8 protein-coding genes, 7 tRNA genes and 1 pseudogene are annotated in these 12,841 nt (G+C 63.9%); 3 read left to right on the top strand and 13 right to left on the bottom strand.

Going from position 1 to position 12,841, the window contains the following annotated elements:
* Nucleotides 1–198: 198 nt before the first annotated feature.
* The 3 genes from gloB (at nt 199) to ACYDAT_RS10070 (ending at nt 3,158) form a co-directional block, all read left to right on the top strand.
* The gene (gene gloB, locus ACYDAT_RS10080; RefSeq protein WP_461438608.1) at nt 199–966 is read left to right on the top strand and encodes a hydroxyacylglutathione hydrolase; all 768 of its coding nucleotides are present in this window, start codon (nt 199–201) and stop codon (nt 964–966) included.
* Nucleotides 963–2,306: a LysM peptidoglycan-binding domain-containing protein gene (locus ACYDAT_RS10075; RefSeq protein WP_461449899.1), complete on the top strand. Its 1,344-nt coding sequence runs from the start codon at nt 963–965 to the stop codon at nt 2,304–2,306. The genes gloB and ACYDAT_RS10075 overlap by 4 nt, the downstream gene beginning before the upstream one ends.
* A gap of 69 nt (nt 2,307–2,375) precedes the next feature.
* On the top strand, nt 2,376–3,158 hold the full coding sequence (locus ACYDAT_RS10070; RefSeq protein ID WP_461438610.1) for an enoyl-ACP reductase FabI: 783 nt from the start codon (nt 2,376–2,378) through the stop codon (nt 3,156–3,158).
* 85 nt (nt 3,159–3,243) lie between these two features.
* Here ACYDAT_RS10070 and ACYDAT_RS10065 read toward each other — a convergent pair whose 3' ends face one another.
* From ACYDAT_RS10065 to ACYDAT_RS10005, 13 genes and pseudogenes are all read right to left on the bottom strand, one after another.
* A complete protein-coding gene (locus ACYDAT_RS10065; RefSeq protein WP_461441817.1) occupies nt 3,244–5,151 on the bottom strand; it encodes a SurA N-terminal domain-containing protein in 1,908 nt (635 codons plus the stop codon).
* Nucleotides 5,152–5,297: 146 nt separating this feature from the next.
* Nucleotides 5,298–5,371: transfer RNA gene (locus ACYDAT_RS10060), tRNA-Ser, on the bottom strand.
* A 7-nt stretch (nt 5,372–5,378) separates the two neighbouring features.
* Nucleotides 5,379–5,453: transfer RNA gene (locus ACYDAT_RS10055), tRNA-Val, on the bottom strand.
* 11 nt (nt 5,454–5,464) lie between these two features.
* Nucleotides 5,465–5,755, bottom strand: a pseudogene (locus ACYDAT_RS10050) (HU family DNA-binding protein); the annotation flags it as partial.
* 187 nt (nt 5,756–5,942) lie between these two features.
* On the bottom strand, nt 5,943–8,564 hold the full coding sequence (gene lon, locus ACYDAT_RS10045) for an endopeptidase La (protein WP_461449897.1): 2,622 nt from the start codon (nt 8,562–8,564) through the stop codon (nt 5,943–5,945).
* 114 nt (nt 8,565–8,678) lie between these two features.
* Complete coding sequence (gene clpX, locus ACYDAT_RS10040; protein ID WP_461449895.1) at nt 8,679–9,968, bottom strand: ATP-dependent Clp protease ATP-binding subunit ClpX; 1,290 nt, start codon at nt 9,966–9,968, stop codon at nt 8,679–8,681.
* A gap of 163 nt (nt 9,969–10,131) precedes the next feature.
* The gene (gene clpP / locus ACYDAT_RS10035) at nt 10,132–10,767 is read right to left on the bottom strand and encodes an ATP-dependent Clp endopeptidase proteolytic subunit ClpP (RefSeq protein ID WP_461438614.1); all 636 of its coding nucleotides are present in this window, start codon (nt 10,765–10,767) and stop codon (nt 10,132–10,134) included.
* Nucleotides 10,768–10,865: 98 nt separating this feature from the next.
* Entirely contained in the window at nt 10,866–12,161 is a 1,296-nt protein-coding gene (tig, locus tag ACYDAT_RS10030) for a trigger factor (RefSeq protein ID WP_461449893.1), read from the bottom strand.
* Nucleotides 12,162–12,215: 54 nt separating this feature from the next.
* Nucleotides 12,216–12,300 (bottom strand) — tRNA-Leu (locus ACYDAT_RS10025).
* Nucleotides 12,301–12,365: 65 nt separating this feature from the next.
* A tRNA-Lys gene (locus ACYDAT_RS10020) sits at nt 12,366–12,441 on the bottom strand.
* Nucleotides 12,442–12,457: 16 nt separating this feature from the next.
* Nucleotides 12,458–12,534, bottom strand: a tRNA-His gene (locus ACYDAT_RS10015).
* A 17-nt stretch (nt 12,535–12,551) separates the two neighbouring features.
* Nucleotides 12,552–12,628, bottom strand: a tRNA-Arg gene (locus ACYDAT_RS10010).
* A gap of 22 nt (nt 12,629–12,650) precedes the next feature.
* A tRNA-Pro gene (locus ACYDAT_RS10005) sits at nt 12,651–12,727 on the bottom strand.
* Nucleotides 12,728–12,841 lie beyond the last annotated feature (114 nt).

Raw genomic sequence — 12,841 nt, 5'->3', positions numbered from 1 at the left:
CCGCGGGGGCGTAGGGCCCGATTCTTTTTGGCTCCCTGGCGCGTGCGGCACGCATGGTCCGATTGCTTTCGTGGCCGCATCGTACGCACCCCAGCCCGGCCAGTCGCGCCAGACAGCCGGAAGATGCGCCTGCAACACAAACGATGCCATGATTGCCCGCCCTGACCGCCCGCAGCGCAGCCATCGAGGCATTTCCCCGTGCAATTGCGCGCCATCCCGGCCTTTGCCGACAATTACATCTGGATGCTCAGTGATGACGACGGCAACGCGCTGATCGTCGATCCGGGCGCTGCGACTCCCGTCGAGGCAGCGCTCAGCGCGCAGCAGCTGCGCCTGCGCACCATCCTGATTACGCACCACCATGCCGACCATATCGGCGGTCTGCAGGCCTTGGTAGCACGCCATCATCCTGTTGTGTACGCGCCGGATGACGCGCGCATCCCCGGAAACTGGCAGCGCGTAAGCCACGGGAACACGCTGACACTGGCCACGCCAGCTCTGAATGCCGCGGTGCTCGCCCTGCCCGGCCATACGCGCAGCCACGTGGCCTATCACCTCGCGCCATGGCTGTTTTGCGGCGACGCCTTGTTCAGTCTGGGCTGCGGGCGTCTGTTCGAGGGCACACCCGAAGACTTGCTGCTGAGCATGCAGCGCATCGCCGCGCTGGCTCCGGATACGCTGATCTGCGCAGCCCATGAATACACCCTCGCCAATGCCGCCTTCGCGCTGAGCGTGGAGCCCGGTAACGCCACCTTGCGCGCGCGCCAGACGCAAGTGCGGTCGCTGCGCGCGCGCGGCGCACCAAGTCTGCCCGTGCCATTGGCCGAGGAATGCGCCAGCAATCCGTTTCTACGCTGGGATGCGCCGGCCGTGCGCGCCTGGTGCGGCGCACGCGATACTGGCACCGCCTCGCCCGCGGCCTGCCTGGGCGCACTGCGTGCCGCCAAAGACGAATTCCACGCATGAGGCGTGCATGGCGCCTGCTCGCCGCGGCGAGCCTGACGATGCTGCTCGCGGCCTGTGCCAGCGCGCCGTCAATGCGGCCGCAGACTCCAGCGGTCGCGGTCGTGCCGACACCCGTGCCGACGAGTGCCGCCAGCAGTGCACAGACCCTGATAGCGGCCGTCCCGGCGCCAGCGCCGCGCGATCTGTGGCAGCGCATACGTGCCGGACTGGCGATGCCAAACTGCGATGCCAACCCGCGCGTCGTGCCCATGGCGCGCATGCTGGTGGGCGATCCGAACGCTTTTGAGCAGACGCTGTCGACGCTGCGTCCGATGATCGCGTTGGTGCAACAAGCGGTGGAGGCTGCCGGTATCCCAAGCGACTTCACACTGCTCCCCATGGTGGAAAGCGGCTATCGCCCGGACGCCGTGGGTCCCGGCAATTTCATCGGCATGTGGCAATTCGATCGTGGCACCGCGCGTGCGGCGGGCATGCCGCTGCTGCCCGGCTACGATGGCCGTCGCGATCCCTGGGTCTCCAGCGTGCGTGCCACGCGCATGCTGGCTCGCTACGGGCGCGATTTTGACGATTGGCGCCTGGTCGTCTGGGCGTTCAATCAGGGGGAGTGGGGCATCAAGCGCATGCTGGCGCAGCGCGGGGCGCCACCTGCCGAACCGGCATTGCCCAACTGGCCGGTGGGCGCGGCGGCGCGCGATTATCTGCTGCGCCTGATGGCCTATAGCTGCGTGATCCGCGAACCGGGCCGGTTCGACATCCATCTACCGCCTTCGGTACCGCCTGCTCAACTCTGGCTGACCAAACTCGATGCGCCACTGCAACCAGCGCTGGCCGCCCATCTTGCCGGCCTGCCCACGACCACAGTGCGCGCGCTCAACAGCGGCTATCTGCGTGATCAGATGCCATTCGGCGCACCTTGGCACTTGCTGTTGCCACGCGCCGCACGTCAGCACTTTCTTGATCGCTATGCGCTGCTGCCGCCACGGCAATGGGCCAAGTTCGCGCGTTACCGCGTGCAGCGTACGGACTCATTGCACAGCCTGCTGCCGCGGGTCGACAGCAAGCGCTTGCAGCTACTGGCCGGCATCAATGGCCTCAACCCCGACGACACGCTCGCGCGCGGCACCACGCTTTGGCTGCCCAAGACGCTGCGCCAGCGCGCGTTGACGCGCATTGGCGGCACCTCCGGCATACCGGTGTGGCACGAAGTCAGCGCCGGTGAAAGCCTGTGGTCGCTGGCGCAGCATTATCGCGTGTCGGTGGGCGAACTGCGCGCCTGGAATCATCTGCGCAGCAACGAACTGCGCGTGGGTCAGCGCCTGCGTCTGGATGCACCGGGGTAGGTGCGCAACGCGCAGGCGCTACACTTGCGCGCCAGCACGCCGACCGCGTGCCAATCATCCGGAGGACTCATGGCTTTTCTGCACGGCAAACGCGCGCTGATTACCGGCGTGCTCAATCACCGTTCGATCGCCTGGGGCATTGCCAGCGCCATGCATCGGGAAGGCGCCGAACTGGCTTTTACCTACGTCAACGACAAGCTCAAGGATCGCGTCGATGAGGCCGCCACTGCCTTCGGCTCGAATATCGTGCTGCCCTGCGATGTGGCCGATGACACGCAGATCGACGCGCTGTTTCCGACCCTGTCGCAGCATTGGGATGGCCTCGACATCCTGGTGCATTCGATCGGCTTCGCACCACGCGAAGCGCTGGCTGGCGAGTTCCTCGACGGTCTGAACCGCGAGAGCTTCCGCATCGCCCACGATATCTCCAGCTACAGTCTGGCGGCACTGGCCAAGGCCGCCCGCCCGCTGATGCAGGGCCGCAACGGCGCGATCCTGACGCTGACCTATCTGGGCGCCGAACGCGCGCTGGCCAGCTACAACGTGATGGGCCTGGCCAAGGCCAGCCTCGAATCCAATGTGCGCTATCTGGCCTACAACCTCGGGCCCGAGGGCACGCGCGTCAATGCCATCTCTGCCGGGCCGATCCGCACCCTGGCCGCATCCGGCGTGGCCAATCTGCGCAAGATGCTTGATCACGTTGCCGAGAAAGCGCCGCTGCGGCGCAATGTCAGCATCGAGGACGTCGGCAATGTCGCCGCGTTTCTGTGCTCGGATCTGGCCTCGGGCATCACCGGCGAGGTGACGTATGTCGACGCCGGCTACAACACCCTGGGCATGACCGGCTTGTAAGCCATCGGCAACGACCCGCGCCAACGCACAAACGAAAAAGCCTCGCGGCGAGCGAGGCTTTTTCATCGGCGATGACGCGCGCGCCTTACATACGGTTGGGCGCGGTCTCGATCTTGGTACTTCGGCGCAACGCATCGAGGAAGGCCTGCACGCTGGCGCCGCTCTGCATCTGGCGCAACTGCGAGGCGATGTACTCACGCTGCCCCGGCGGCAACTTGGACACATCGCCCGGATGCACCGTGCTGAGTTGCACCAGCGCGTAGCGACCCTGACCCAGATCCACCGCCGAAGGCACACTCTTGCCCGGCGCCGGTGCGGCCAGCTTGAACACCGCTGTCAACAGCGCGGGATCAAGGTTGGGCGTGCTGGGCGTGGCGGCGTTGACGATTTGCACACTGGCACCCACCGATTTGGCCAACGTATCTAACGCTATGCCGGCCTTGAGCTTGGCGAGCAGCGCGTCGGCCTGCTTGCTGGCGGCCGCGGCGACGCGTTGCGCCAGAATCGTGGCCTGGATCCTGGCCGCAACCGCCGCCAGCGGCAGCGGTTGCGCCGGCACATGCCGCGCCAGGTGTAACAACACCAGGTGCTCGGGCGACAGATTGATCGGATCGGAGGTGTTGTTGTCCTTGAGCACTTGCCCGGAGAACGCTGCCTGCACCACTTTGGGGTGGGCAAACAAACCCGTGCCGCCGCTGCGCGCGAACAGCGGGCTGACCTGCACCGGCACGTTCAGCGCCTTGGCGGCATCTTCCAGTGAACCGGGGTTGGAGTCGATCGCGTCGACCAGCTTGCCAGCGATGTGACTGTATTCCTTGCTGCGCGCCTGCTTGAGGTAATCCGCCGTGAGCGCATCCTTGACCTCGGCGAGCGGCTTGGTGACGCCGGCGCGCTCGGCCTGCAGCTCGATGATGTGGTAGCCATCGCTGGTCAGCACCGGCGCCGAGATCTGTCCTGGTTTCAGCGCGACCATCGCCGCCTGGAATGCGGGATCGGTATCGCCCAGTCCCAGCCAGCCCAGGCTGCCGCCCTGATTCTTGGAGCCCAGGTCATCCGAATACTGCTTGGCCAGCGCGGCGAAATTCGCTCCCGGCGCATGCGCCAATGCATCGACTTTCTGCGCCTGCGTCAAGGCGGCGGCTTTTTGCGCAGGCGTGGCATTCTTGGGCAGCGAAATCAGAATGTGCGAAACCTCGTACTGGCTGGGCACGACGAAGCGCGACTGGTTCTTCGCGTACAGCGCGCGCAGTTCTTCCGCGCTGGGCGCGGGTGGCGCCGGCACGTTGTCCACACTCAGATCGACGTACTGCACCGAGACTTGCTCCGGGCTCATGTATTGCTGCGTATGCGCCTTGTAGTAAGCGCCTATTTCAGCCTCGCTGACCGTGCCGGATGCCGCCTGCGGCACCGGCAGATCGACGTAGCTGAAATCACGCGTCTGACCGATCAGGCGCAGATAGCCGTCAATCTCGGACTGAGGAACGATGCTGCTGTCGCCAAGCGCCTGCGGCAGCAACTGCACGCTCAGATCGCCGCGCTCCATCTCCTGAAACCTTTCCGGCGTGAGGCCGTTGGCCGCCAGCACGGCTGTATACGTGGCGGGATCAAACTTGCCGTCGACCTGGAATTGCGGAACCTGGGCGATCTCGCGACGCAGCAGACTGTTCGGCACAGCGGTGCCCAGCTTGTCACCGAGGTTGATCAGTAGCTGGCGCTGGATCAATCCTTCGAGTACATCCTGCTTGAACACGTTGCCATCGAGAAATTTCGGATCGATCTGCGGGTTGTGTTGCAGCTGCTGCTGGCGTGCACGATTCAGCGCGTCCTGAAACTCCTGCCCGCCGACCTGGTGATCGCCCACCCTGGCGACCCACGTGGCGTGGCTGGCGACGAAGTAGCCCTCGATACCGAAAAACGCGAATACGAAAATCAAAATCCCGAACAGGATCTTGGCGAACCAGCCGGAAAGTTTGTCGCGCAACAGGGTAAGCATGCTTGGTTTCCGCTGACTTGAATCAATACGTTCGGTTGCCTGCAGCAACACGCGCTGCAGTGGCTGCAAGGCCGACTTCAGGCATCACGCGCGTGCGATATCCGGAAAAGCGCAGGGCGCCGGATCGGCGCCCTCGCTGCACGTTGCGGAGTGGACGGGACTCAAGTCCGCGACTCCCGGCGCAGTTGGCCGGCATTCCTAACCGTCCGCACACCACTCCGCGATGCTGGTGGGTGCTGAGGGTTTCGAACCCCCGACCCTCGCCTTGTAAGGGCGACGCTCTACCACTGAGCTAAGCACCCGCGTGCGGGTCTCAGTTGACGGCGTCCTTGAGAGCCTTGCCAGCCTTGAACGCGGGGTTCTTCGAAGCCTTGATCTTGATGGCCTGGCCGGTGCGCGGATTGCGGCCGGTACGCGCGTTGCGCTTGCGCACAGCGAACGTGCCAAAACCGACCAAGGCCACGGTGTCGCCCTTCTTCAGTGCCTTCTTCACCGCCTCAACGAACGCGTCGATCGCGCGGCCAGCTTCGGCCTTGTTGATGTCCGCACCATTGGCAACGGCTTCGATCAATTCGGATTTGTTCATCTGGGTATTCCCTCTTGAGTGTGGATGCTTGCTGCAAGCAACAGAACTGAAGCTGGGCGCGAACGCCCCTGTGCAAACGTTTCGAGCATTCCCGTGATCTAGCGCAAACCTTCACGCAATCACGGCGCCGCCTTTATACCAGCGCCTCGCACGAGGCCGCAATACAAGGCGCAGCACGGCTCGGCGCGGTTCCTTGAGCATATCCTCAGTGGCGCCGCGAACGCGTCGTCGCTGCCGCTGCTGGCGCGACCACGGGCGCCGCGGCCGGCTCGATCAATTTGCTCACGGTCGGATCGCTGCCGGGCGTAGTCGCAAAGCTCTCGACGGCGGCCAGCGGATGCTCCAATGCCAGATCGAGCACCTCGTCGATCCACTTGACGCAGTGGATCTGCAGCGAGCCGGTGACATTGGCCGGAATCTCGGCGAGGTCCTTGCGATTGTCCTCGGGAATCAACACGGTGCGGATGCCACCGCGATGCGCCGCGAGGAGTTTTTCCTTGAGTCCGCCGATCGGCAGCACGCGACCACGCAGGGTGATCTCGCCAGTCATCGCCACATCGGCGCGTACCGCCACGCGTGTCAGCGCCGAAACCAGCGCGGTGCACATGGCGATGCCTGCGCTGGGGCCATCCTTGGGCGTGGCGCCCTCGGGCACGTGCACGTGGATATCGAGCTTCTGGTGGAATTCCGGATCAAGCCCGAATCTTGCGCTGCGCGCGCGCACCACCGAGAGCGCGGCCTGCACCGACTCCTGCATCACCTCGCCCAACTGGCCGGTGTGCAGCAGCTTGCCCTTGCCCGGCACCACGGCGACCTCGATGCTGAGCAGATCGCCACCGACTTGCGTCCAGGCGAGGCCGGTGACCAGGCCTATCTCGTTCTGGCTTTCAGCGCGTCCGAAGGCAAACTGGCGCACGCCGAGATAATCGGCGAGGTGCTCGGCATCCACGACCACGCGCCTGGCCGCAGCTTGCGCAGCCGCCTTCTTGCTGAAACGCTTGTGCTTGGCTTTGGTTTTGGCGGCCACGGGTTCAGCCTTGACTGGCTCGACCTTGGCGGTTTCGATCTCGATGGCTTCATCCGCGAGAGACTCAGCATCCGACCGCACAGGCTCGGCCAGCGCGATGTCCTTGACCACCCTGCGCGCGATGCGTGCGATCTCGCGCTCCAGATTGCGTACCCCTGACTCGCGTGTGTAGTAGCGCACGATGTCGCGGATCGCCTCAGGCTCGATACCCAGTTCCTCGGGCTTGAGGCCGTTGGCCGTCAGTTCCTTGGACAGCAGGTAGTTCTCGGCGATCGCCAACTTCTCGTCCTCGGTGTAGCCAGGGATGCGGATCACCTCCATGCGATCAAGCAATGGCGCCGGGATGTTCAGCGAATTGGCGGTGGCGACCCACATCACCTCGGAGAGATCGAAATCGACCTCGAGATAGTGGTCGCTGAAAGCGTGGTTTTGCTCGGGATCGAGCACCTCCAGCAGCGCCGAGGAAGGATCGCCACGGAAGTCCATCGACATTTTGTCGATCTCGTCGAGCACGAACAGCGGATTGCGCGTGCCCGCCTTGGCCATGTTTTGCAGGATGCGCCCCGGCATCGAACCGATATAAGTGCGACGGTGGCCGCGAATCTCGGCCTCGTCGCGCACGCCGCCAAGGCTCATGCGCACGAACTTGCGGTGCGTGGCCTTGGCGATCGACTGGCCCAAGGACGTCTTGCCCACGCCAGGTGGGCCGACCAGACACAGGATCGGGCCTTTCATGCGGTCGACGCGTTGCTGCACGGCGAGATATTCGAGGATGCGCTCCTTGACCTTTTCCAGCCCGTAGTGGTCGGTGTCCAGAACCTGCTGCGCGGCGCGCAAATCCTTGCGCACCTTGCTGTGCTTGTTCCACGGTACGTTGACCATCCAGTCGAGATAGTTGCGCACCACGGTCGCCTCGGCCGACATCGGCGACATCTGCTTGAGTTTGGATAGCTCCTGCCGGGCCTTGGCCATGACCGGCTCGGGCATGCCGGCCTCGTCGATCTTGCGGCCGAGCTGCTCCATCTCGTTGGGCGCGTCCTCGCCTTCACCCAGCTCCTTCTGGATCGCCTTCATCTGTTCGTTGAGGTAATACTCGCGCTGGCTTTTTTCCATCTGCGATTTGACGCGGCCGCGGATGCGCTTCTCCACTTGCTGCAAGTCGATTTCGGAATCGACCATGCCGATCAACAGCTCCAGGCGCTGCCCGACGTCAGCGGTTTCAAGCACCTTCTGCTTGTCGGCGATGCGTACCGACAAATGCGCGGCGATGGTGTCGGCCAGGCGTCCGGCGTCATCGATGCCGGACAGCGTCGCCAGCACCTCCGGTGGCAGCTTGCGGCTTTGCTTGACCAGTTGCTCGAACAGGCTGACCAGGGTACGCGAGACGACATCCAGCTCGCGCTCCTCGCGCGAATACACCGGATCAAGTTCACGATACTCGGCCAGCAGCATGTCATTCTCGCGGCGGTAGCCGGTGACCTCGGCGCGGAACTTGCCCTCGGCCAGCACCTTCACGGTGCCATCGGGCAGCTTGAGCATTTGCAGCACGCTGGCGACGGTGCCGGTGCGGAACAACTCCGCCTCGCCGGGCTCCTCGATGTCAGGACTGGTCTGTGCCACCAACAGGATCTGGCGCTCGCTCTCCATCGCCGCTTCCAGCGCGCGCATGGATTTCTCGCGGCCGACAAACAGCGGGATCACCATGTGCGGATAAACCACCACATCGCGCAGCGGCAATACCGGCAGCGCGGTGGATTTGTCGATGGACTTGTCTGCGGTGCGGGCGGGGGTCTCGGTCATCGTTTCATCCGGGTAGGCGGGAACGGACGCACACGGGCACGAGCGTGCGCCGCGTACGCAAACATATCAAGTGAGGTGAGGGCACGCGCGGGCGGCACAAGAGGCCGCCGTCGATCAAGCCGCGCCGCTGGCGCCCTCGACGCCGGGCTTCAGGTTGCCGCGGTAGATCAGATACGGCTCGGCCTGACCGTTGATCACGGCCTCGTCGACCACGACCTTGCTGACATGTTCCAGTGACGGCAGCTCGAACATCGTATCCAGCAGTACCTGTTCGATGATGGTGCGCAAGCCACGCGCGCCGGTCTTGCGCTTGAGCGCCTTGCGCGCGATCGCGGTCAAAGCCTCGGGGCGGAACTCCAGCTCCACCTGCTCCATATCGAACAGCTTGCGGAACTGCTTGGTCAGCGCGTTCTTCGGCTCGCTGAGGATTTGCACCAGCGCGGTCTCGTCGAGTTCTTCCAGCGTCGCCACCACCGGCAGGCGGCCGACGAACTCGGGAATCAGCCCGAAGCGCACCAGATCTTCCGGCTCGACATCAGCCAGCATCTTGCCGATATTGGGCCTGTTTTTCTTGCTGCGCACCTCGGCGCTGAAGCCGATACCGGTGGTATCGGAACGCTGCTGGATGACTTTTTCCAGTCCGGAAAACGCGCCGCCGCAGATGAAAAGAATGTTGCGCGTGTCAACCTGCAGGAATTCCTGCTGCGGATGCTTGCGCCCGCCCTGCGGGGGCACCGAGGCCAAAGTGCCTTCGATCAACTTGAGCAGCGCCTGCTGCACGCCTTCACCGGAGACATCGCGCGTGATCGAGGGGTTCTCACTCTTGCGCGAGATCTTGTCGATCTCATCGATGTAGACGATGCCCTGCTGCGCCTTCTCGACGTCGTAGTCGCACTTCTGCAGCAGCTTCTGGATGATGTTTTCCACGTCCTCGCCGACGTAACCCGCTTCGGTCAGCGTAGTGGCGTCGGCGATGGTGAAGGGTACGTTGAGCAGCCGCGCCAGCGTTTCGGCCAGCAGGGTCTTGCCCGAGCCGGTCGGACCGATCAGCAGGATGTTGGACTTGGCCAGTTCGACGTCGTCATTCTTCTGGCGTGACTCAAGGCGCTTGTAGTGGTTGTAGACCGCCACCGCCAGCGTGCGCTTGGCGCGCGTCTGCCCGATCACATACTGGTCGAGCGTCTCCATGATCTCGCGCGGACGCGGCAGATGATTGCGCGTGGCGGCGGTTTTTTCCTCGATTTCCTCGCGGATGATGTCGTTGCACAGCTGCACGCATTCATCGCAGATGAACACCGACGGGCCGGCGATCAGCTTGCGTACCTCGTGCTGGCTCTTGCCGCAGAACGAGCAGTAAAGGATCTTGCCACCCTCGCCGCCACGCCCTTGCCGTTCATCGCTCATGCTGGAATCCACCGTAGATCTATTCGTTTCGAGTCGAACATAGCATAGGACCGCGCCGCTGGCGTCAATGCTACGCGACGTACACACGAGAGCATCGCCGATACCGGGCCGGCGAACATCACGACACGCTTGCGTCGGGCTTCTGCGCCCGCAACAAGGCTGCTCAGGCGGGCTTGGCAGGCTCTTCAGCGCGGCGATCGAGTACCGCATCGATCAAGCCGTAGGCCTTGGCATCCTCGCCGCTCATGAATCGGTCACGCTCCATGTCGCGCTCGATCTGCTCCAGCGCCTGGCCAGTGTGCTGCACATAGATCTGGTTGAGCCGGCCGCGGACATACAAAATTTCACGCGCCTGGATCTCGATATCGGTGGCCTGACCCTGGGCGCCTCCCGAGGGCTGGTGAATCATGATGCGCGAATTGGGCAGCGCGTAACGCTTGCCCTTGGCGCCCGCCGTCAGCAGCAGCGAAGCCGCGCTGGCGGCCTGACCGATGCACATGGTGCTGACGTCGCAGCGGATGAACTGCATGGTGTCGTAAATCGCCAGCCCCGCGGTAACCACGCCGCCCGGGCTGTTGATATACAAGTTGATGTCCTTGTCCGGATTCTCGGATTCGAGAAACAGCAACTGCGCGACGATGACGTTGGCCATGAAGTCGTCGATCGGACCGACCACGAACACCAAGCGCTCTTTGAGCAGGCGCGAATAAATGTCATAGGCGCGCTCGCCACGGCTGGTCTGTTCGACCACCATCGGCACCAAGTTGAGGCTCTGCGGCGGTGTGTCTTGCTTGGACATGGATGGCTCCGATCGGATCGTGCGCCCAGCATGGGGACTACGCGCGCAAAGTCAATGCTGCGCGCAGCGGGCGGTCAGACCCGGTGCGCGGCGCGGTTTCAGCCGTTGCGGCCTGGGCGCAGCAGCTCGTCGAAGCTGATGGTGCGCGCAGTGGTCTGCGCATGCGCGGCCACCCATTCAGCGACCTGATCCTCGAGTACGCGCGTGCGCAAATTGGCCAACAATTGCTGATCGCGTTGATACAGCTCGATCACCTGCTGCGGATCTTCGTAAGTCGAGGCGATCGATGCCATGAGCGTGGCAACGCGCTGTGGATCGGGTTGCAAACCTTCGCGCCGCGCGATCTCGCCCATCAGCAGCGCCGCGATGACGCGGATGCGCGCCGGCGCGCGCGCCGCTTCGACGCGCTCGGGCGCCGGTTGCGCGTCCTGCGCCAGACCCATGCGCGCCAACGCCTGGGCCTCGGCATCGAGCATGGCCTTGGGTACGGTCACCTCGGGATGCGCGGCCGCCAACTTCTCGGCGACTTCGCCTTTCAAGCGCGCAGTGACCGCAGCGCCCAATTCGCGCTCGAGATTGGCACGCACCTCGCGACGGAAATCTTCCAGCTCGCCCGAGTCGATGCCAAACTGACGCACGAATTCGGCGTTAAGCATCGGCAGCACTGGCTCCTGCACCGTCAGCACACGCAGGTGCATGCGCGCCAGCTTGCCGGCAAGTTGTTCGTTGCGGAACTCGGCAGGAAACGCCACGTCCAGCTCCAGTTCTGCGTCTTGCGTTTGGCCCAACAACGCGGCGTCGATCTCGGCCAGCAGCGTGCCGCTGCCGAGAATGCTGCTGCCGCGATCCATGCCTTCAGCAGGCAGGCGCAAATCCGCAGTCTGCGTGTAGTACTCAAAACCGACATGATCACCAGCCTGCGCGGCGCGCTCGACGCGCTGCAGGCGCGTGCGCTGCTTGCGCAGGGTCTCGATCATGTTGTCGATGTCCGCATCGCTGACGCTGGCTTCGATGCGCTCGATGCTCAGCGCGGTGACATCGACCGCGGGCAGCTCTGGAAATACCTCGAAAGTCGCGGTGTAGGCGATTTCGCCATTCTCGGTCTGACCGTTGGTGCTGATCGAGGGCGCCGCCACCGGGCGCAACTGTTGCTCGCCCAGCGCCTTCTGCAGCGTATTCGAGACGATCTCGCTGAACGCCTCGCCGCGCACTTGCGCACCGAAACGTTGCTCGATGACCTTGCTCGGTACCTTGCCGGGACGAAAACCGTTGAGGCGCACGTTGCGCCCCAGATCAAGCATGCGCTCGCGCACGCGCCCGTCGAGATCGGCCGAGGGGAACTTCACGGTGAGTCGGCGCTCAAGGCCACCGACATTTTCGAGCGAAACCTGCATGCCTTGGGACTCCTCACCCGCACGCGCGAAGGCTGCGCGCACGGCGTCTGAATGTGGTGCGAAAGCCGGGACTCGAACCCGGACGGGGGTACCCGCTGGAACCTAAATCCAGTGCGTCTACCAATTCCGCCACTTTCGCACGCTATTGAAAGGGCAGAATAGTGTACGGGATCGCCAAGGATATGAGGAGGGTGGGTGGGTGGGTGGTGGGCCGTGAAGGACTTGAACCTTCAACCTACGGATTAAGAGTCCGCTGCTCTACCAATTGAGCTAACGGCCCACGCGAACCTGAAAACTGGGGTGGACGATGGGATTCGAACCCACGACAACCGGAATCACAATCCGGGACTCTAACCAACTGAGCTACGCCCACCATGAAACATGAAGCATTGGCGCGCCCGACAGGACTCGAACCTGCAACCGCCGGCTTAGAAGGCCGATGCTCTATCCGGTTGAGCTACGGGCGCATGACCTGACTAGAGCACACTTTGGTCGGGGTAGAGGGATTCGAACCCCCGACGTCCAGCTCCCAAAGCTGGCGCTCTACCAGGCTGAGCTATACCCCGCCGCCAGCAACCCGCCTGCAACTGCGGATTCCTGAGCCGTGGAATTTTACGTGGCCACACCGCGCGCAGTCAACGCACGCTGTACACCGCGACGCTGCCACCCGTGAAGCCGCG

Source organism: Metallibacterium sp. (assembly GCF_054637675.1).
Note: the sequence above shows the minus strand (reverse complement) of the source record. Positions and strands in the feature narration are given on the sequence as shown.

What these genes read in the sequence shown, in the direction of transcription:
- lon (WP_461449897.1), bottom strand. Translation starts at nt 8,564, where the DNA reads ATGACCGAGACCCCCGCCCGCACCGCAGACAAGTCCATCGACAAATCC.
- clpX (WP_461449895.1), bottom strand. Translation starts at nt 9,968, where the DNA reads ATGAGCGATGAACGGCAAGGGCGTGGCGGCGAGGGTGGCAAGATCCTT.
- clpP (WP_461438614.1), bottom strand. Translation starts at nt 10,767, where the DNA reads ATGTCCAAGCAAGACACACCGCCGCAGAGCCTCAACTTGGTGCCGATG.
- ACYDAT_RS10070 (WP_461438610.1), top strand. Translation starts at nt 2,376, where the DNA reads ATGGCTTTTCTGCACGGCAAACGCGCGCTGATTACCGGCGTGCTCAAT.
- ACYDAT_RS10065 (WP_461441817.1), bottom strand. Translation starts at nt 5,151, where the DNA reads ATGCTTACCCTGTTGCGCGACAAACTTTCCGGCTGGTTCGCCAAGATC.
- ACYDAT_RS10075 (WP_461449899.1), top strand. Translation starts at nt 963, where the DNA reads ATGAGGCGTGCATGGCGCCTGCTCGCCGCGGCGAGCCTGACGATGCTG.
- tig (WP_461449893.1), bottom strand. Translation starts at nt 12,161, where the DNA reads ATGCAGGTTTCGCTCGAAAATGTCGGTGGCCTTGAGCGCCGACTCACC.